Here is a 19,989-nt window from a genome sequence, read left to right as displayed (position 1 = left end):
TACGATCAGTCGTCGAGTGTCGGATAGTCGATATAGCCCTTTTCTCCGCCGCCGTAGAATGTGCTCTGGTCGGCTTCGTTCAATGGTGCATCTTCCTTCAGGCGACGCACCAGATCCGGGTTGGCGATGAAGGGCTTGCCGAAGGCGACCATGTCGACCTTGCCTGACGCAATGGCATCCATGGCCATCTGCCGGTCATAGCCGTTATTGCCGATCCAGACGGCCTTGCCGCCCGCATTGCTGTAGGCGCCCTTGAAGGCATCCCAGTCGAAGGGCTTGTCGCCCTGGCTGAAATCACGCGGGCCGCCGGTCGCACCCTCGATCACGTGAATGTAGGCCAGATCGAAGGCCGCCAGCTTTTCCACCAGCGTGGTATAGACCGATTGCGGATCGGGATCTGAAACGTCATTGGCGGGCGTGACTGGCGAAAGGCGGATGCCGGTGCGGCCGCTGCCGATTTCGCGGGTCACGGCCTGGACGACCTCAATCGTCAGGCGGATACGGTTTTCAATCGAACCGCCATAGGCATCGCTGCGCTGATTGCTGCTCAGCCGCATGAACTGTTCCAGCAGATAACCGTTGGCGGCATGGATTTCGACGCCGTCAAAACCGGCATCAATGGCGGCGCGCGCGGCCTTGCGGTAATCCTCGATCAGGCCGGGGATTTCCGAGAGTTCCAAGGCGCGGGGCTCGGAAGTGTCGACAAACGCACCGCTGCCATCCGGATTGATCACATAGGTCTTGCCCTTGGCGGTGATCGCCGAAGGTGCAACCGGCTTGCCGCCATTTGGCTGAAGCGACGTATGGGAAATGCGACCGACATGCCAGAGCTGGGTGACGATCTTGCCGCCCGCCTCATGCACCGCCTTGGTGACGGCCTTCCAGCCTTCAAGGGCTTCAGGCGTGTAGAGACCCGGAACATCGGCATAACCCTGGCCCTGATGAGAAATAGCCGTGGCTTCGGTGATCAGCAGACCGGCGGTGGCGCGCTGCTGGTAATAGGTGGCGGTGATTGGCTTTGGAACGGCATTGGGAGAGCGGTTGCGCGTCAGTGGCGCCATGGCGATGCGGTTTGCAACGGCGATATCGCCAACTTGCAAGGGGTCGAAAAGAGTGGCCATTGAAATGTCCTTCTGAGGGTCATGATGAGAGTGTGATGGGGGAGGTCAGAGTTCCAACGATAGCCGGGATAGAAAAGCAGCAATGGCTGCCTCGTCCCGCTTGTAGAAAATCCATTGTCCGACCTTGTGTGAGGTGATCAGTCCGGCCTTGTGAAGGCTCGCGAGATGGGCCGATACGGTGGATTGCGACAGGCCGCAGCGCTCGAACTGCCCCGCGCAAATGCCCATTTCCAGCGGATGAGCCTGATCGCTGAAATGCTTTTCCGGTTCGCGCAGCCATTGCAAGATCTCACGCCGAACAGGATGCGACAGCGCTTTCAGCGCGTCATCCATGTCCGGCTTGCCAAGATCTTCCAGCGTGTCAGAATTCATATCGTCCATGAACGATATATGGATCGTAAAAATCCGATATCAAGAGAGGTGACCTCTGTTTTTGGAGCGGCCAAAAAAAAGCACCCGCGAACGGATGCTTCAAGTGTGAAGGTCGTCAAACCTCCAGAGGGGAACAGCTACAAAAAACTACCAATGATAGTTTCTCCGCAACTATGCAATTATATAGATCAATCCTTAGAACTTTCAAGGGTGCGTGCAAAAGTTTGCTCCCCGTAAAAACGAGGACCCAAAAAGAAAAAAGCCAAAAAAAAGGGGCCACCGGATTACTCCAGGGCCCTTAAAGTGTGAAGGTTAAAAACCTCCAGAGGGGAACAGCTGGTGCGGTGGGAACTGGGAGGAAGCCACCGTGTGCATCAGCTATGAGCGATATGGTGGTTTTTTGTGCAGTGAACAATGCTTTTTTGTGCATAGGAGGCATGCAAATGTCGCATGTCTGCTATTTGCGTCGCAATTGAAAAACGATTTAACGATGATCAGCGACCTTGCTGCGACTGCTCAGTAAGGCCTATGCATAGATGCGCATAAGACGATCTGACGGATTCAGAAATTCCAGTTGCGCGCCTTGCTGACGATGAAGTCGCGGAAAACTTTTAGCTTGGCCGCATTTTTCATCTCGTCCGGATAGCAGAAATAGGTATCAAAGGACGGAACTTCGGCATTGATCGGCAACTGAATTAGCCCCGGATCGCGTCCGACAATGTAATCGGGCATGCAGGCGACCCCTATGCCCAGCAGGCAGGCGCGCTTGATCGAGGTTTGGCTGTTGATTTGCAGATGGGGAATCCGGCGATTGTCGGAGGAGCGCCCGGCCACTTCCAGCCAGTTAACGTCAAGCAGGTAATTGGGCGCTGGTTCGCCAAAGCTGATGATCCGATGGTTATCGAGATCCTCGATGGTCTGCGGCTCCCCATAGCGATTGATATAGGAGGGCGCGGCATAGACATGCATATGCACGGTAAACAGCTTGCGCTGGATCAGGTCCGATTGCTGCGGCTGGCGCAACCGGATGGCGCAATCGGCGTGGCGCATGTTGACGTCCAGTTCCTCGTTGTCGAGGATCAGCTGGATCGACATATCAGGGTAAAGTTGCAGGAACTCCTGCACCTTGTCAGTCAACCAGCCCTGGCCAAGCCCGACCGTGGTGGTGACGCGCAGCTTGCCGCTCGGCTTTTCGGTGGTCTCAGTCAGCTGCATTTTCACTGTTTCCAGCTTCAGCAGCACGTCATGGGCGGTGCGATAGAGCAATTCGCCCTGTTCGGTCAGAATGAGGCCCCGGGCGTGGCGGTGAAACAGCTTCACCCCCACATCCTGCTCCAGCGCGCTCACCTGTCGGCTGATTGCCGATTGTGAGAGATGCAGCTTATCTGCCGCATGGGTAAAGGACCCGGCTTCGGCTGCGGCGTGGAAAATCCGCAATTTGTCCCAATCCAGCGGTATATTGCTGCTGCCTCGCATCATGCCCTCACTCCGCGGCCTGAGCCGGGATAATCTCCGCGGCAAGATAACGTTCTGCCTCAAGGGCGGCCATACAGCCCATGCCGGCAGCAGTAATAGCCTGGCGGTAGATATCATCCGTCACGTCGCCGGCGGCAAAAATGCCGGGCACGTCGGTCGCGGTCGAATCCGGGGCGGTCCACAGATAGCCATTTGGCTTCAATTTCAGCTTGCCCGTGAACAGTTCCACCGCCGGCGCATGGCCAATGGCGACGAAGACGCCGTCGATGGGGGTATCGGTGACGATGCCGCTGTCGAGGTTCTTCAGCCGCACGCCGGTCACCGATGGCGGCATTGGCGGCTTGGCCGGGATGCCGGTGACTTCATCGATGACGGTGTTCCAGAGGACCTTGACATTATCCTTGGCAAACAGCCGCTCCTGCAAAATCTTCTCCGAGCGGAAACTGTCGCGGCGATGCACGACGGTGACGGTCTTGGCGATATGCGACAGGTAGAGGGATTCCTCGACCGCCGAATTGCCGCCGCCGACCACGATCACGTCCTTGTTGCGATAGAAAAACCCATCGCAGGTGGCGCAGGCCGAAACCCCGAAACCCTGGAAATGCTGCTCGCTCTCGATGCCCAGCCACTTCGCCTTGGCGCCGGTGCAGATGATCAGCGTATCGGCGGTCCAGACTGCGCCGGAATCGGTCTTCACGGTGAAGGGGCGGCGGGTGGTTTCCACCTCGGTCACCAGGTCGTTGACGATTTCCGTGCCGACATGGGTTGCCTGTTTCAGCATTTCGCCCATCAGCCAGGGGCCCTGGATCGGATCGGCAAAGCCGGGATAGTTTTCCACATCGGTGGTGATCATCAGCTGGCCGCCCTGTTCCATGCCGGCGATCAACACCGGTTTCAGCATGGCGCGGGCTGCATAGATGGCGGCGGTATAACCGGCGGGACCAGAGCCGATAATCAGCACTTTGGTATGGCGGGCGGACATGGTCTTTCCTTTCCGTGGCGAGGGACGTGTGGTGTGCGGCATATAGGATGCCTGCCTCGCCTTTTCTTCATTTCATTTATGAAGGCTCCATGCATTTATTCAAGGGCAGCTCTGCGTTTATAACAGGGCAATTCCATCCACCGTAATTTTACTGCGGCAAACGGACATTTTCTTGCGTTGGAACCCGGTCAGGGTCATAAGCGCGCATGGAGTTTGATAAAAGGGTGACCGCGTGTTTCGCGCTGATTTGGATGCCATCGACATCAAAATTCTAAGAGAGTTGCAACGCGACGGTCGGATGACCAATGTCGAACTGTCGGAGCGCGTCGGTATTTCCGCACCGCCCTGCCTTCGCCGGGTGCGCAAGCTGGAAGAGACGGGCATTATTCAAGGCTATCATGCGGCTTTAAGCGGCCCCAAACTGGGATTCGATCTGGTTGCCTTCTGCATGGTAGGCCTGAAACATCAGTCGGAAGCCAATCTGAAGAGTTTCGCCGCCGCCACAGAACAATGGCCGCTGGTGCGCCAGGCCTGGATGGTCAATGGCGAAAGCGATTTCCTGCTGCATTGCGTGGCCGATAACCTTACCAGTTTCCAGGATTTCGTCATCGAGACTCTGACAGCCAATAGCCATGTCGATACGGTGAAAACCCTGTTGACGATCCGGCAGATCAAGCGGCTTGGGTTGGTGGATATTTGACGCTGGTGGATATTTGATTGCGCCTTGCCGCAAAATCATCGTCCCTGATTTGCGTTGTTATCTCTCAAGATTTGATGTGGGCTTGGTCAGGCCAATGATCTGGTCGATCAGCGCATCGACCGAGTAGAGCGCCATAATCTGCGGCGAGATTTTGACGAAGGGCGCCTTGCAGAAATCCTCTATTCCTTCCAGGCCCTGTGGGCGGTTTGAATGCTCACCGAGAATGAAGACATTGTCTGGATGATAAAATTCCTCGTCGCGCACAGACCGATTGTTGGTCATGAGCTTGCGTCCGTAGAGAGCGGCTTCCAGCGGTCGCAGCGTCAAGCCCTTCTGGCCGTTCTGGACGATATCAATGATGCAGCGTGCGGCAAGATTTTCGGCGAGATAGGCGGGATAGGGCTTGTTGACAGGTTTCTTGGCGAGACGTTCGGTCAGTGTCTTGCGGTGTTTTTTCACCTCGGTGAAGCGGATAGAGGTGCTAAAGCCCTTTTGTGTCAACTGATCGCTGAGTGTCTCTATCAGATCCTTGCGTCCCTTGTCCTTGCCCAGAAAGGCGAAGTCGTAGACTGGATTGACCGAGCGGACACCGTCTACCGCGGCGATAAATTGCCTGTAGAATTCAAAGCCGTAGCGCTCGCAATCGGCCTGGTCGAAAGACAGAACCGGATAGCCGGCGGCATGAAGATCGCGCAACAGAGGTCCCATGCCGTTTTTTGTGGCAATTGGATTGCGCACGACCACGGCAATAGAGGCCTTGGGGCGCGTGCGGTGAAGATAATCCACGATCTCCTCGCGCTCGTTGACGATGAACAAGGCGTCGGGATGGCGGGCAATATGATCCGTGAGTATCTTCTCGTAAACGTATTTCCGGCAGAAGCGCGGCAGGATCTTGAAGATCAGCTGACGGCGCGCTTGCTGTTTGACGTTGACGACTGCGACATCAAAGCGCGTGGTATCGGCCCTGGTCCAGAAATAGTCTTCGTAATCTGCCCAGAAGCCAATGCATACGACTTTCAGTCGCGCGTTGTGTAAGGGGGCAGATATCACGTGTGGCTCCTCGAAATCCGACGCTGTTCTGCTTACGGTCAGCGCCCTGATTTTATCTCAAACAGATTTTCTACGAAGAGTCATTGAAAATGATCGCACCCATCATTTTTGCAAATATCTCAAGCGATGCAAGCGTTTGAGATATTTGCGTGCCTTCACGGCGAGGGCGCGGCTCACATTTTCGAGATTGGGTATCAGGAGCCGAATGTATAGTTGAACACGCGGATTTCCTCCTGGAAATGGGCCTCAACAAAGGCTCTGGTTTCCTCATCGAAATAGCGGGTATAATTGCCGCGTTTCGAGCTGTTCTTCTTCGGGACGGGGCTGGTCAGACGCAGTCTTTCCATCAAGGTCGGCTTCAATCCGATCCGTTTGCGGATATGGCGGAAATCCGAATTGATGTTTTCGATCTTTCCGATGAAGTCGCAGCCGGACAACCAGAACAATTGCGAGCGGCGTTGAAGAGGAGGCAGGGCTTCATCTGGCCAATGTTCGTCATGCCGCGAATAATATTCATCTTCAAGCAGCCAGGCTTTGAAGCCGATATCGCGAATATACTGCTGGTAATCGGGGCACTCATAGGCTTGTAGCCGTTTCTGGCAAAGAAACGAGTAAAGGGATACCATTCGGTCCCATGGGTTTCGAACGAAGCCGAAGCTGAAACGCTTGTCGATGCCGAAATTGGCGAGCTTCGTGTACGGCGTATGGGTCGGAACCCCCTGTGTCTCGCCACCCAGCACCCTGGTGATGGATCTCCCGGCGGATTTCGGAACATGTACAAAGACAAAGTTTGGCGCAACGACCGTCATGGTCCCCCCTTTTGAAGTGATAGCGCTGTCCCAGCGCCTCAACATCCATGCATTTTCTCAAATGCATGATGCTGTAATGTTCCCAATCTGCTGCGCGATTCCTGATGCCGTATAACGGCACAACAATCCCGCATCGATAGAGGGATCAAGTTCATCTTGATCCCTACATCTGACGTCATCCGCTTTGCGCCAGATGCGGCGCTTGGAGGATAGAATGCTCTGATATTGTAGTAACCAATAAGTTACTGATTCGCGCCAGGGTTTTTTTAAAAAAATCACAAGTTCGTCCGGGGCTGGGAAGGCCTGTTCAAAAATACGGGTGTATCCGCGTTTCTTTTCAGGGAAAACTGGGAGAAATCGCTGTTGTCCAGTGAATACAAACACGAATTGATTGGTCCTGTGACAATCACGGGTTTATGATCGGTAGTTTGGAATCCCGGTACTTTACAGCCTGGAGATTGCCGTGTGACGGGCAAAAGGACACCGAAATGCAGGTATCTGATGCGATAAACGTCAATGTGTTTCGGGCAACCAAGAAGGAATTCCCCTTCGAGGCCTTTGCGAAACATTCTCATCCGTCTCTTCGCGTGTCGCTCGTGGAGGACGCGAGCTATAAACCCTGCGACGTCGCCGTGATCTTCGGATCTTTCGGGCGTGACTCGACGCCGGTCCATGCCTTGCGCACCGCTATTGCCGTTCAGCATAAGGGGCCGTTGCTGACGGTCTAAGTCGGATTCTGGGGGCGTGAGACCAGCAAGCGATCGTTTAACTGGTATCATACCCTGCTTGGACATCGCCGCAGCCTGTATAAATTCAAGCATAATTTTTACCGGATCGCCCTTGACGGTTCCCTGCCCGGCGAGGGTGATTTCTGTAATGCCAATAGCCCGCCGGACCGCTGGGAACAGCAAAGCGCCGCACTGAACATTGGACTGAAGCCCTATCGCAGCGCTGGTGAGCATGTGTTGATCATCGGGCAGATTCCCGGAGACGCGGCCATGCGTGGCATGGATGTTCGGCAGTGGTTGGTGGCAACCGCTCGCCACGTGCGCAGGCTGACGGATCGGCCCATCATCGTGCGGCCACATCCGGGCATGAAAAACGAGGATTTCGCGGCGCTGGAGGCAGAGCTTGCGACAGTTTCCGGCCTGCACCTTTCCGGCCTGTCGTCCCTCACCGTTGTCGATGAACTGGCGCGGGCGCATTGCACCATATGCTATTCCTCGTCTTTTTCGCTGGATTCCCTGCTGCAAGGCGTGCCGGTCATCACGCTATCACGCTTCAATATCGCCGCGCCGATTTGCTCCAAACAGATCGAGGATGTGGTCGATCCGCCTTTGCCGGAACGCGAGCAGCTTTTCTATGATATCGCTTATGCCCACTGGACGCTGGACGAAATCCGCGCCGGGGATGTGTTGAAACGGTTTGCACCTATTCTCGCCATGCGGTGCGCCGGCGTTAGCCGTCAGGCGCGCCATAGTCCTGCCCATTCCGTTCTGCCTGGTTTTCAGCTACAGGGACTGTGATGCGCCTTGTTGCGCTTTGTGTGGCTGCCTCTCATCAGGCTGCTGAGACCTTCGTGACAGGATAGGGCATGTTCGGCAAGAAAACCCGGCCTCGCAAAAAAAACCGGCTTGAGCGGTTCTTTTCCCTTAATCAGCATCGCAAACGCTGGGGTGCCTCGCGCCATGCTGAGGGGGATCTGGATTATCAGGCGCTCAAACATCAGATCGTCGAGGGTGACGCTGCGCAGCAGACGCGCGGCTCGGAAAAATCGCTTGATCTGCATCTGGAAAACCTGCGCCGCGAATTTGCGGGCCAGCCGGAATTGCTCTGGCATCATGCCCGGCTGATCGTGCTGCTGCGCCGCGAATTCCAGGTGGAGCAGACATTCGCACAATTGCAGGCACTGTGGGAGGCGGAGGCTGATTTCCTTTGCGAAAACCTCAATCTGCGTTGGCTGGTTTCGGCTGCTGACAGTTTTGTCGATCATCACCCGGATGCCGGGGAGCGGGCAAGAGCCATGCTGGTGTCGCTGCTGGTCAATACGGTGAAAATCTATGAAACCGAGCGGGTGCTGGCGACGGCTCCGGCACCGGCCGACGCGCAAAAGCTGGAGCGGCTGCAATCGGAGTTGATTCCGCTGTTTTCCGGCCTGTCCTGCTTTACCATCGGCACCGACGATACCCTGCGCAACATGCGCTGGCGGCTGGACGGATTGATGGCGCAAGGCCCTGTTGGACTGATGCTGAAAACCGTCTTCGACCGGTTGCAGGTGGAAGATACCGCCTTTGCCCGCCTCAAGGCGCAGCATCACCGGGGGCGGACGGGCTGGTGGTCTGAGTGACCGCCAAGGTCTTCAGATAGTCGAAATCCTCGCGCCGGACCGGCACCTGCCGTCGCTGCGCATCCTGGCTGTGGCAAAGCTGACGCAGGCCCATTCGCAACTGGGCCTTGATCCGCCTGAGCCGAAAGGCGAGGGAGGGGCGCTGCTTTTCTGATTGAGTGGGCGAAATCGACGACTGGGTCGCAATCGGTTTAGGCAGGCCATAGGGCGCGCAGCGATCCAGTTGCACGGCCAGCGCTGGATCGGCCTGGAAGGAGGCAAGCTCATAGGCCGCGCAGATCACCGCATCGGCAATGGCACCGTGGCGTGCACTGCGCTGGAGAAGCTTGGCAGCTCCCGTTGGCCAGAGAATATAGGCCGCGGCCCCCGAGCGATCCTGATAGAGTCGGCGCAGTGGCAGATCGGAGAGGCTGGCGCGAGCGACAAGTTTTTTGCGGCTGCGCGTTTCCAGCGTCACATGGTCGAGATCGGTTCGATGGCGCAGTGCTTCCAGAAGAGCAGGCACTTTATCGGACAGAACCGCATCGTCTTCCAGCACCAGCACGGGGTCTGCGCCTGCGGCAATGGTCTCCCAGGTCTGGCGATGGCTGAGCAGGCAGGCCCGTTCCGCAGGCCGAATCGGTCTTTCCCAGCCGTTCCAATAGGCCTCGCCCAGATCGGGAAGATGATCGGCATCCAAGGCTGCTATACGGGTAAACGAAAGGCCAAGAGCGCGCATCTGCGCTTGCTGGAAGGCTAGACGCTCACGGGCGCGGTCGAGATTGATGATCAGCACCTGCATGGCGTCGGCTTTATGGTTGGGGCGCGGGCGGCGCGATGACCGGCCTGCCGAGCAATCGGCTATAGACCGCCTCCAGCCCTGCCGCTTCTCTGGCAAGCGCGAAATTTTCCCGCACATGGGCAACGGCCGCCTTGCCATGCAGGCAGGCGCGACCGGGATCGGCCAGATAAGGCTCGATTGCATCACGCAGCGGCGCATAGGCATCGGCGGCAACCACGGCGCCGGTTGCCCCTTCGGCAATCAGTTCCGCATAGGCCCCGGCATCCGATGCGACCACCACGGTTTCGGACGCCATGGCTTCCAGTGGCGTCAGGCCAAACCCTTCATTGCGCGAGGGCGCGACATAGAGCGTCAGCCGCCGATACCACGGCTTGATATCCTCGACCTCGCCCAGAAAAACGATCCGCTCCGTCAGACTGGCCGCGGCAATCTGCGCCTTCAGCCCCTCGGCAAAACCTTTATGTTCCGGGGTGACGCGGCCGGAGACCACGGCTGTCCAGCCGGGATAGCGGGGTAGAAGTTCGATCATTGCTTTGACGAATAGATCGGTGCCCTTTTGATGGCGCACCCGACCAAAGCAGCCGATCAGATAATCGCCCGGCAGGTTGGTGGCTGCGATCCTGTCCTCGGCACCTTGCGGCGGATGAAACAGTTCGGTGTCGATGCCATGGCGGATAACGCTATGCGGTACATGCAAAAATGAGCCGGAGCGGGCGCTGGTGGCGACCACGGCATCCATTTTCGAGATCAGCCAACGGGTATAGCGGCTGTGATGACGCTGGGCCGCCGAGGTAAACAGCAGTTTCAGCGGCATGCGCAACACATCGCGCAACACCACGCCTACCAACATTTCCAGATTGCGCCGGGCATGCCAGACGCGATGGGAAGCGCCGCGCGGCTTTTTCCACAAGGCTGGCATTTGTGCGAAGGTGAGGGCGGGCATGGTCTCCGGCAGGCCGGGACCAAGTGTGGCAATGGCCAGCCCACGGCGGCGCTGCTGCGGGATCAATTGCACCACGGTGGAGGTTACGCCCGAGAGTCGCCGCTTGAAATGAGGAGCCACCACAAGGATTGAAGCAGGATCAAGCACGCACAGGGTACCTTTCGCCATCATGGCTACATTTGATGTTACGCACTCACAGAAAAAAGACGCACCTGCAAGGCGCGCCTTTTTTCAATAGCAGAGGCTGGAGATCAACCCCAGTTGACCGCGATAATTTCGTAAGCCTTTGAGCCGCCGGGAGCCACGACTTCGATACTGTCACCGGCTTCCTTGCCAATCATGGCGCGGGCAATTGGCGAGGAAATCGAGATACGGCCAGCCTTCACATCGGCTTCCTGATCGCCGACGATCTGGTAGATTTTTTCCTCGTCGGTATCTTCATCGATCAGCTTGACGGTGGCGCCGAACTTGATTTTCGAGCCGGACATTTTCGACAGATCGATGACTTCCGCGCGCGCAGTCAGATCTTCGAGTTCGGAGACCCGGCCTTCATTATGGCTCTGGGCTTCCTTGGCGGCATGATATTCGGCATTTTCCGAAAGGTCGCCATGGGCGCGCGCTTCGGCAATGGCCTCAATGATCCGAGGACGTTCTTCTTGTTGACGCCAGCGCAGTTCCTCCTGAAGCTTGGAGAAGCCGTTCTGCGTCATCGGTACCTTATCAACCATGTCCTCTTCCTTCACCTTTCATGCCCGCATGGCGTGGCCATGAAAATAAAACAGGTTCCGAAGCAAAGCTACGGAACCAGCCACATATCCAACTCGTGACATTATAGCAGACTGTAACAGTCAATTTCCAGAGATTTCGAATGGACGTATTTTCAATCTGTCCATCCGGCACAACTGCCCAGGCGCAACCGTGTCACTGCGCTGATATAAGCTTCCAGATGTCGTTAACAAGGGCAATGGCGACAAGCCACATCGCAATTGAAATCGCAAAGACCAGAAGCAGGTATTTCATCCTTGGGGTCATTATCTCTGCCGTCTATCGCCGGTTCTACGCTCAACTCTATGCGATGATTCGGCCTGCGTGGATGTTAACCTTCGATCAAGGATGATTTTTTGTAAATGCGAAGGCGGGGCTGTCTCGTTTTGGTTCATGGAGCGCTCTGCCGGTCAATCTTCAATCGGCTTGGTAGACCAAGGCTCGATTGAGTAATCGCCGGGCGGCGGCATATTGGGTGGCCTGTAGGGGGTCGTCCTCGATGGGTGGTCCAGCCGGTCGATGACGGATTGATGGATGACGCTGCCTTTTTCGATAGAGCGAGGGTCGCAGAGCGGCAGATACCAGCCCTTGGGAGGCCGGCAGCGCCAGGAGGAAAAGGGTACGCGACGCGGCACGATCTCGAACGGCAGCCAGGACCAGGTCATGGAATCATGGATCGGGGCCAGTGGATCGAGCTTCACATGGTCGTTGTCGTCATCCTCGCCATAGACGATGTCATGGACGGTGTCTTCGTCGTAGTGCAGCCCGAATGGCCTGCTTTCGGCGATCATCCAGGCCAGCGGAATCTTGGCCGTCGCGCTCTGCGTCTCGCTATAGCCGCCGCCGACATCGCCATGGGAGCCGGCAAACCAGACCTGTTTGAAATCCTGAGGCTTGATCATATGCGGGTCCTCCGGCTTGAACGGGCTGCCCCAGAATGGCTGGCCGGACTTCCAATAGACCGGTCGAAACATCGTGCGCCGCTCATCAATGGCCAGGGCCTGGCGGACAGCGGCGACGCTTGGATTGCGGGTCGTGAAGGGAAAGGTCTGGAATGTGAGACCTCTCTGTGTCTGGTTGATCACCGTCGATACGGTGTCGAACAGGCCGAGAAAGGCAATCGCCGGACGGTAGCCGCGCAATGTCCGCTCATAAAGACGCATGGCGGCAAAGGCGGAGGGTGCCGAGTGGCTGACGATGTCAGCCGTTTCGCCATGCCGCTCGCTTATGGGAATGGTTTTATAGGTCCGGTAGGCGTAGTCCACAAGATTGAGAAAATTCGGCGCAATAATGCCCAGGCTGTTGATGAAGCCGGCCAGAACCCTGGCGCTATAGGCGCCGCGGCTGAAACCGAGGATGTAGATCCTGTCGTCCTCGCCAATTGTGTTGCCGGCGTCGTCCCTCGGTGCGGCCCGATAGTTCTCAACAAGAAACCGGTAGGCGCGCTTGACATTGCGGTCGAGACCCCAGCCCGTTGCCAGGCCCCAGACTTCGGCGGATTGGCGTGCAAGTCGCAGCCAGTTGTCGTCTGCACCGAACGTGCCGACGCCCGGCTCATAATAGACCAATTGCTGGTCGCTGCGGGTCAGGCAGCCAAGCAGTCTGACGATATTGGTGCGGCTGGCTGAAATTTCATTCGACGTGCCGTCAAACAGAATGACGATGTTTTTGCCCACGCTGTCCCCTTGCCAGATCAAGGGGTTTTCATAGCATTATCAGCGTGGTGCAGCATCCCTGGCTTTTGAAGGGTCAGGCGGAAAGCCTCACCCTTCGGTCGCATTCGCTCACAGTCTGTTCAAGAACGGCCATGTGCTGACGGACAGCGTCGATTATTGGGCGGGCTGTCAGAAATAGCTTTGCAGCGGACGAACTTCCAACTGGCCCTTTTTCAGCGCCTCAATGGCTTCGGCAGCGGCAAGCGCACCGGCCATCGTGGTGTAATAAGGCACTTTCTGCATCAGGGCCGCGCGGCGCAGCGATTTGGAGTCCGAGATCGCCTTGTTGCTATCGGTGGTATTGATCACCAGCTGGACCTGCCGGTTGCGGATGGCGTCCTCGATATGCGGACGGCCTTCCAGCACCTTGTTGATCTTGACCGCCTCGATGCCCTGTTCGGCGAGGAAGCGTTGCGTGCCGCCGGTGGCCAGAACCTTGAAGCCGATGGAGGTCAACAGCTTGATGGCGGGCAGAATGCGGACCTTGTCCTCATCACGCACCGACACGAACACCGCGCCGTCGCGGGGAAGCTCGACGCTGGCGCCGAGCTGGCTCTTGGCGAAGGCCAACGCAAAGCTGGTATCTAGGCCGATCACTTCGCCGGTCGAGCGCATTTCCGGGCCAAGCAGCGTATCGACGCCGGGGAAGCGGGCAAACGGGAACACCGCTTCCTTGACCGCGATATGCTTCAAGTTGCGCGGATCGGGCTTGGTGCCGTAGGCGGCAATCGCCGCATCCAGCTTTTCACCCGCCATGATCCGGGCGGCGATCTTGGCAATCGGCGCGCCGATGGTCTTGGCCACGAACGGCACGGTGCGCGAGGCGCGTGGGTTAACCTCGAGAACGTAGATAACCCCATCCTTGATGGCATATTGCACATTCATCAACCCGCCAACATGCAGCGCCTTGGCCATGGCGGCTGTCTGGCGCTCCAGCTCGTCAAGGACTTCGGTGCTCAGCGAGCGTGATGGCAGCGAGCAGGCGCTGTCGCCGGAATGGATACCAGCCTCTTCGATATGCTCCATGATACCGGAGACGAAGACGCTTTCGCCATCGCACAGCGCATCGACATCCACCTCAATTGCGTTGGTGAGGTAGCTATCGAACAGCAGCGGGTTCTTGCTGAGAAGGGTGTTGATCTGGCCCGTCTTGTCATTTGGATACCGCTGCTTGATGGCTTCCGGCACCAGGCCTGGCACGGTATCCAGCAGGTAGCTCTGCAACATGCTCTCACTATGGATGATCTGCATGGCCCGGCCACCCAGCACGTAGGATGGGCGTACCACCAGCGGGAAGCCGATTTCAGAGGCGACAAGGCGGGCCTGCTCGACCGAATAGGCGATGCCATTATTGGGCTGGTTGAGGTCCAGCTTCATCAACAGCTTCTGGAACCGGTCGCGGTCTTCGGCCAGATCGATCATGTCAGGCGCGGTGCCGAGGATCGGGATGCCGTTCTTTTCCAGGGCTTCGGCCAGCTTCAGCGGCGTCTGGCCGCCAAACTGCACGATAACGCCGACAACTTCGCCCTTTTCCTGTTCGGCGCGCAGGATTTCGATGACGTCTTCCGCCGTCAGGGGCTCGAAATACAGGCGGTCGGAGGTGTCATAGTCGGTGGAGACGGTTTCCGGGTTGCAGTTGATCATGATCGCTTCAAAACCTGCATCCTTCAGGGCGAAGGCGGCGTGGCAGCAGCAATAGTCGAACTCGATGCCCTGGCCGATGCGGTTCGGGCCACCGCCGAGGATGACGATTTTCTTGCGATCCGACACGTGCGCTTCCGAGCGCAGTGCGCCGACGAACGGCGTCTCATAGGTCGAATACATGTAAGCCGTCGGTGACGCGAATTCGGCAGCGCAGGTATCGATGCGCTTGAAGACCGGGCGGACATTGAGGCCGTTGCGCAGCTCGGCCACTTCCTTTGGACGCTTGCCCGACAGGCTGGCAAGGCGGGCATCGGAAAAGCCCTTGGCTTTCAGCATCCGCAGATTTTCGGCGTCTTCTGGCAGGCCATGTTCGCGGATGCGGGCTTCCAGATCGGTGATTGCCTTCAACTGAGCGATGAACCACGGATCGATCTTGCAGCCTTCATGCACTTCGGCTTCCGACATGCCGAGCCGTAGCGCCTGGGCCACCATGCGCAGCCGGTCCGGGGTCGGGGTGCCGATGGCGGCGCGGATGGCGTTTTTGTCGTCGCCCTGGCCAAGGCCGGGGATTTCGATTTCGTCCAGACCGGTCAGGCCGGTTTCCAGGCCACGCAGCGCCTTTTGCAAGGATTCGGCGAAAGTGCGGCCAATCGCCATGACTTCGCCGACCGATTTCATCGCAGTGGTCAGCGTCGGTTCGGCACCAGGGAATTTCTCGAAGGCAAAGCGCGGGATTTTGGTGACGACGTAATCAATCGATGGCTCGAAGGAGGCGGGCGTCGCGCCGCCGGTAATGTCGTTGTCCAACTCGTCCAGCGTATAGCCAACCGCAAGCTTGGCGGCGATCTTGGCAATCGGGAAGCCGGTCGCCTTGGAGGCCAGCGCCGACGAGCGCGACACACGCGGGTTCATCTCGATGACGACGAGACGACCGTCTTTGGGATTGACCGCGAACTGCACGTTGGAGCCGCCGGTCTCAACACCAATTTCGCGCAGCACCGCAATCGAAGCGTTGCGCATCATCTGGTATTCCTTGTCCGTCAGCGTCAGGGCCGGGGCAACGGTGATGCTGTCGCCGGTATGGACGCCCATCGGATCGATATTTTCGATGGAGCAGATGATGATGCAATTGTCCGCCTTGTCGCGGACCACTTCCATTTCATATTCCTTCCAGCCCAGCACCGATTCCTCGATCAGCACTTCGGTGGTCGGCGAGGCGTCAAGGCCGGAGCCGATGATCTCGAAGAATTCCGAGCGGTTATAGGCAATGCCGCCGCCGGTGCCGCCCATGGTAAAGGACGGGCGAATGATGGTGGGCAGGCCAACAACGTCAAGCGCCTGGGCTGCCACCGCCATGGCATGGTTCATATAGCGCTGCTTGCGGTCGGTTTCGCCGAGGTTCCACTGGTTTTCCAGCTCATCCAGCGCCTTGTCGAGCGCGTCGCCGGAAAGCCGGGCCTTTACCTCGTTGCGGGCAATTTCATGGGTCTTGCGGTCGGCATCCTTGATTTCGGTGGCATTGGCCAGCATGGATTTCGGAGTCTCAAGGCCGATGCGGGCCATGGCTTCCCGAAACAGGGCGCGGTCTTCGGCCATGTCGATGGCGGCAGGCTTGGCGCCGATCATCTCGACATTATAGCGGTCCAGCACGCCCATGCGCTTCAAGGAGAGCGCGGTGTTCAAGGCCGTCTGCCCGCCCATGGTCGGCAGCAGTGCATCCGGGCGTTCCTTGGCGATGATCTTGGCGACCACTTCCGGGGTGATCGGCTCGACATAGGTTGCGTCGGCCAGGCCCGGATCGGTCATGATGGTTGCCGGGTTGGAATTGACCAGGATGACCCGGTAGCCTTCTTCCTTCAGCGCCTTGCAGGCCTGGGTGCCGGAGTAATCGAATTCACATGCCTGGCCGATGACAATCGGTCCAGCGCCGATGATGAGGATGGATTTAATGTCTTGGCGCTTTGGCATGTCTCTATCCGATCTCTTCACCTGCGCGAAAAACCGGCCAAGGTGAGGGGCATCACCGGTCGGGCGCAGATCCATGGTATTTCAGGCTAGAAGCGGCTTATAGGGAATTGTGGCGATCAGCGGAACCCCCGTTTTCGCTTTTTCTACGGATAAGTGAAGGGCAGGCGCGGCGGGGATGTGGTCCGGCAATTTCCCCTGGGACATTACAGTGAAAAATGGACTGGTTTGTCACATGCCATTTGCGCAGGCGCTGTAGAAAACCTGTTCGGTTTCAAAGGAGATGGCCCTCATGCCGCAGACGCAACTGTCGTCCGACCTCATTCGTTTCTCTGCGGCTGGCCGCTCTGGACCATCGAAACATCTCGGCATCCGTTTCGATGCTGAAGGCAATTTCCTACCCGAACCGGGCAACACCATTGTCTGTCATCTTCGCGCAGGAAGTGAAAGCCAGAAGGCGATTGTCGCCTTGCAGGAGCGCTACAAGCAAATGCCGGAGGCTGACCACCTGGCCGTTACCCCTGCCTCCAGCCTGCATATGACCTTGTTTCAGGGCATTATCGAATATCGGCGCACCGCCGTTTTCTGGCCAAAGGATCTGCCGCTGGATGCGCCAATCGACGACATGACGGAAATCCTCGCGCAGCGGCTGACATATTTTGCGCCCGGGCCAGATTTTCGCATGAAGATTGCCCGGATGCTGCCGACGGGGCTTCGGTTGGAGCCAGTGGGTGAGGCGGATCGCCGGGCATTGGCCCAGTGGCGTGACAGGTTGGCGGATCTGTTCGGCTATCGCCATCCAGACCATGAGACTTACGAATTTCATATCACCTTTGCCTATGTCATCAGGCCATTTTCCGAGGCGGCCCTTTTTCAGTGGCAGGCCATGCTGGAGACGGCGCGAGAAGAATTCCTGGAGCAATTTGAGGATATCGCCCTTGATCCTCCGGCTTTCTGTGCCTTTAACGACATGAAACATTTCGAAGAACTGATCGTATTGCAGGATAATATCGACTAAAAAAACGACTGTTAAGCAATACGATATTGTACCGTTTTCGCGTCGCAGGTATCTAAAACCCTGTTGGCTTTTCCAGATCGAAGCCATGGGGTTTTTATGCTTTTCGCAAACAGAGTCTGCCGCCGTTTTGCGACATTCCTATGCTTCTCTGGCCTCGGTTTTTTTTAGAAATTCTCAACAAGACGACTGTTTAACTATTTGATCCCACGGGAATTTATGGGAAACGGACGCCGTCCTCGACCATTTCCCCTAGCTGCCCCTTTTTAGTGGCGCCTTCAAGGCGAATGGCATTTTTTAATGCACTGTCAGGGTTGCAAAATTGGATATCGACTTGCCAGGGCAAGGGGTGCAGCCTGATTTTCGTCATGTCCCGTGGCTGTTCGGGCAAATGCCAGGTGCATGACAGCAGATTTTAAAAATCCAAGGTATTTTCATGAGACATTTTTTCAATCATCACCTTTGCGGACGTAAAACCGTTTCACACTTATCCTGGAAATGCTCTGGCTGCGGCCTATCTGCCCAGGCAACCGATATAAGCCAGGAGACCTGCCGATGATTACCGTCCATTATCTGGAGCATTCCAGGGCGCACCGCATTCTCTGGCTACTGGAAGAGCTGGGATTGTCTTATGAGGTGAAAACCTACAAGCGCGGTGCTGATATGCATGCACCGGCGGCATTGAAGGCCGTGCATCCGCTGGGAAAATCACCTGTCATCGAAGACGAGGGCCGGATCTTCGCCGAAAGCGGTGCCATTATCGAATATCTGATCGACACTTATGGCGCCGATACCAATGGCAAGACGGTTTTGCGTCCGGCACCGGGCAGCGACGCTTTCCTGCGCTACCGTTACTGGCTGCATTATGCCGAAGGCTCGGCCATGCCCCTGCTGGTGATGAAACTTGTATTCTCAAGACTATCCAAGCAAATGCCGTTTTTGTTGCGCGGTGTGGCCCAGCGGATCTCCGATGGCGTTTGCTGCAAGATGATCGATCCGCAGATCGGCGAACATCTGGCCTTCTGGCAGGCGGAATTGCGCAAGGACGGTTATTTTGCCGGACCGGACTTTACCGCCGCCGATATCGCCATGAGCTTCCCGGTGGAATCGGTGCTGTCGATTTCCGGCGATACGGGCGATGTTACAGTCCTTCGTTCCTATCTTTCCACAATCCGTGCCAGGCCGGCCTATCAGCGCGCCCTGGAACGTGGGGGTGCCTATATGTTCGCCAAGACCTGACCGGCTTTTTCTTCAAACCCAGCGTTTGGAACACTGTTGAGCTTAAGAGTGTTTGGAACACTGTTGGCCCCAAGCCGTTACCAGCCTGCCGCCGTTGCTGTTGCACGGCGGCAGTTTTTGCTGAACATGAGCGTTCTGCATATGCGGCCGGGGAGAGAACCGATGGAACTGGATGGGCGTCGTCAGTCCGAAAATCTCGAGGATGTCAGGGGTGCATCAGGCGGTGGCGGCTTTGGCCGGCGCGGTATCCGGCTGCCGATTGGCAGCAGTGGGCGTGGTTTGAGTTTTTCAACCATCATCGTTCTGGTGCTGATCTATTTCGGTCTTCGGCTGATGGGCATCGATATGTTGCAATTGCTGGAGGAGGGCGGTAGCTCCGCCCCGTCTTCCTATCAGCAGCAATCCGAGCAAACGACGCCGGCTCAGGACGAGATGAAAGTCTTCGTCAGCCGCGTGCTGGCGTCCACCGAGGATGTCTGGACCGCGGCATTTCAGGAGCGCGGCGCGACCTATGAGATGCCGAAGCTGCGGCTGTTTTCCGGTCAATATCCCTCTGCCTGTGGTGCGGCATCCGCTGCGACCGGGCCGTTCTACTGCCCTGGGGATCGCCGTATCTATCTCGATACCGCGTTTTTCACCGAGCTTTCCAAACGGTTTCAGGCGTCTGGCGATTTTGCTCAGGCCTATGTGATTGCCCATGAAGTCGGCCATCACGTGCAGAACCTGACCGGGATTCTGCCGAAATTCAACCAGATGCGCAGCTCGATGAATGCCGCCGATGCCAACCGGATGTCGGTTCGTGTCGAATTGCAGGCCGATTGCTTTGCCGGGATCTGGGGTCGGAAGGCCGATCAGCAGGGATTGCTCTCGGCGGGCGATCTGCAGGAAGCATTGAACGCCGCCCGGCAGATTGGCGACGATACGATTCAGAAGCGGTCCCAGGGCTATGTTGTGCCTGAGAGTTTTAACCACGGCTCCGCCGCACAGCGGATGGCATGGTTCAAAAAAGGCTATGACCAGGGCCGGATGGATGCCTGCGACACGTTTTCCGGCCCGATTTGAGGG

19 protein-coding genes are annotated in these 19,989 nt (G+C 57.3%); 7 read left to right on the top strand and 12 right to left on the bottom strand.

Features of this window, described 5'->3' with window-relative positions; translation table 11 throughout:
• Positions 1-5: 5 nt before the first annotated feature.
• The 4 genes from AVI_RS12410 to trxB form a co-directional block, all read right to left on the bottom strand.
• Positions 6-1,121, bottom strand: a complete 1,116-nt coding sequence (locus AVI_RS12410) for an alkene reductase (RefSeq protein ID WP_015916673.1) — start codon at positions 1,119-1,121, stop codon at positions 6-8.
• A gap of 45 nt (positions 1,122-1,166) precedes the next feature.
• On the bottom strand, positions 1,167-1,493 hold the full coding sequence (locus AVI_RS12405) for an ArsR/SmtB family transcription factor (RefSeq protein ID WP_049777305.1): 327 nt from the start codon (positions 1,491-1,493) through the stop codon (positions 1,167-1,169).
• 561 nt (positions 1,494-2,054) lie between these two features.
• On the bottom strand, positions 2,055-2,951 hold the full coding sequence (locus AVI_RS12400; protein WP_041698126.1) for a LysR family transcriptional regulator VtlR: 897 nt from the start codon (positions 2,949-2,951) through the stop codon (positions 2,055-2,057).
• 25 nt (positions 2,952-2,976) lie between these two features.
• Complete coding sequence (gene trxB, locus AVI_RS12395) at positions 2,977-3,951, bottom strand: thioredoxin-disulfide reductase (RefSeq protein ID WP_041696902.1); 975 nt, start codon at positions 3,949-3,951, stop codon at positions 2,977-2,979.
• A 232-nt stretch (positions 3,952-4,183) separates the two neighbouring features.
• On the opposite strand from trxB, the gene AVI_RS12390 reads away from it, so the two are divergent.
• Entirely contained in the window at positions 4,184-4,651 is a 468-nt protein-coding gene (locus AVI_RS12390) for an Lrp/AsnC family transcriptional regulator (protein WP_015916669.1), read from the top strand.
• Positions 4,652-4,708: 57 nt separating this feature from the next.
• Here the strand turns inward: AVI_RS12390 and AVI_RS12385 are convergent, their stop codons facing one another.
• The 3 genes from AVI_RS12385 to AVI_RS30560 all read right to left on the bottom strand — a co-directional run bounded on the left by AVI_RS12385 (position 4,709) and on the right by AVI_RS30560 (position 6,894).
• Positions 4,709-5,701, bottom strand: a complete 993-nt coding sequence (locus tag AVI_RS12385) for a WaaS/CpsH family glycosyltransferase (RefSeq protein WP_015916668.1) — start codon at positions 5,699-5,701, stop codon at positions 4,709-4,711.
• Between the two features lie 194 nt (positions 5,702-5,895).
• Entirely contained in the window at positions 5,896-6,510 is a 615-nt protein-coding gene (locus tag AVI_RS12380; RefSeq protein WP_041696901.1) for a sulfotransferase family 2 domain-containing protein, read from the bottom strand.
• Positions 6,511-6,567: 57 nt separating this feature from the next.
• Entirely contained in the window at positions 6,568-6,894 is a 327-nt protein-coding gene (locus AVI_RS30560) for a hypothetical protein (RefSeq protein WP_139192293.1), read from the bottom strand.
• Positions 6,895-6,998: 104 nt separating this feature from the next.
• On the opposite strand from AVI_RS30560, the gene AVI_RS30555 reads away from it, so the two are divergent.
• The 3 genes from AVI_RS30555 (at position 6,999) to AVI_RS12365 (ending at position 8,857) form a co-directional block, all read left to right on the top strand.
• On the top strand, positions 6,999-7,238 hold the full coding sequence (locus AVI_RS30555; protein WP_071203903.1) for a hypothetical protein: 240 nt from the start codon (positions 6,999-7,001) through the stop codon (positions 7,236-7,238).
• Between the two features lie 270 nt (positions 7,239-7,508).
• On the top strand, positions 7,509-8,036 hold the full coding sequence (locus tag AVI_RS12370) for a hypothetical protein (RefSeq protein ID WP_139192292.1): 528 nt from the start codon (positions 7,509-7,511) through the stop codon (positions 8,034-8,036).
• A gap of 68 nt (positions 8,037-8,104) precedes the next feature.
• Entirely contained in the window at positions 8,105-8,857 is a 753-nt protein-coding gene (locus tag AVI_RS12365; RefSeq protein ID WP_041696895.1) for a hypothetical protein, read from the top strand.
• On the opposite strand, the gene AVI_RS12360 is transcribed toward AVI_RS12365, so the two are convergent.
• The 5 genes from AVI_RS12360 to carB all read right to left on the bottom strand — a co-directional run bounded on the left by AVI_RS12360 (position 8,811) and on the right by carB (position 16,673).
• Positions 8,811-9,638 (bottom strand): glycosyltransferase family 25 protein, encoded by an 828-nt coding sequence (locus AVI_RS12360; RefSeq protein WP_015916664.1) that lies wholly within the window; start codon positions 9,636-9,638, stop codon positions 8,811-8,813. The genes AVI_RS12365 and AVI_RS12360 overlap by 47 nt on opposite strands.
• 10 nt (positions 9,639-9,648) lie before the next feature.
• Positions 9,649-10,752: a glycosyltransferase family 4 protein gene (locus AVI_RS12355; RefSeq protein WP_015916663.1), complete on the bottom strand. Its 1,104-nt coding sequence runs from the start codon at positions 10,750-10,752 to the stop codon at positions 9,649-9,651.
• 80 nt (positions 10,753-10,832) lie between these two features.
• Positions 10,833-11,309 (bottom strand): transcription elongation factor GreA, encoded by a 477-nt coding sequence (gene greA, locus AVI_RS12350; RefSeq protein ID WP_015916662.1) that lies wholly within the window; start codon positions 11,307-11,309, stop codon positions 10,833-10,835.
• 447 nt (positions 11,310-11,756) lie between these two features.
• Entirely contained in the window at positions 11,757-13,022 is a 1,266-nt protein-coding gene (locus AVI_RS12345; protein WP_041698123.1) for a DUF2235 domain-containing protein, read from the bottom strand.
• 168 nt (positions 13,023-13,190) lie between these two features.
• Positions 13,191-16,673: a carbamoyl-phosphate synthase large subunit gene (carB, locus tag AVI_RS12340; protein WP_041698122.1), complete on the bottom strand. Its 3,483-nt coding sequence runs from the start codon at positions 16,671-16,673 to the stop codon at positions 13,191-13,193.
• Between the two features lie 280 nt (positions 16,674-16,953).
• Here carB and AVI_RS12335 point away from each other — a divergent pair, with 280 nt between their 5' ends.
• The 3 genes from AVI_RS12335 (at position 16,954) to ypfJ (ending at position 19,986) form a co-directional block, all read left to right on the top strand.
• On the top strand, positions 16,954-17,688 hold the full coding sequence (locus tag AVI_RS12335; RefSeq protein ID WP_015916659.1) for a DUF1868 domain-containing protein: 735 nt from the start codon (positions 16,954-16,956) through the stop codon (positions 17,686-17,688).
• Between the two features lie 552 nt (positions 17,689-18,240).
• Complete coding sequence (locus AVI_RS12330) at positions 18,241-18,924, top strand: glutathione S-transferase family protein (protein WP_015916658.1); 684 nt, start codon at positions 18,241-18,243, stop codon at positions 18,922-18,924.
• A 162-nt stretch (positions 18,925-19,086) separates the two neighbouring features.
• A complete protein-coding gene (ypfJ, locus tag AVI_RS12325) occupies positions 19,087-19,986 on the top strand; it encodes a KPN_02809 family neutral zinc metallopeptidase (RefSeq protein WP_015916657.1) in 900 nt (299 codons plus the stop codon).
• Positions 19,987-19,989: the final 3 nt, after the last annotated feature.

The organism is Allorhizobium ampelinum S4 (genome assembly GCF_000016285.1).
Classification (GTDB): Bacteria; Pseudomonadota; Alphaproteobacteria; order Rhizobiales; family Rhizobiaceae; genus Allorhizobium; species Allorhizobium ampelinum.
This window is presented reverse-complemented; position numbering and strand designations above follow the sequence as displayed.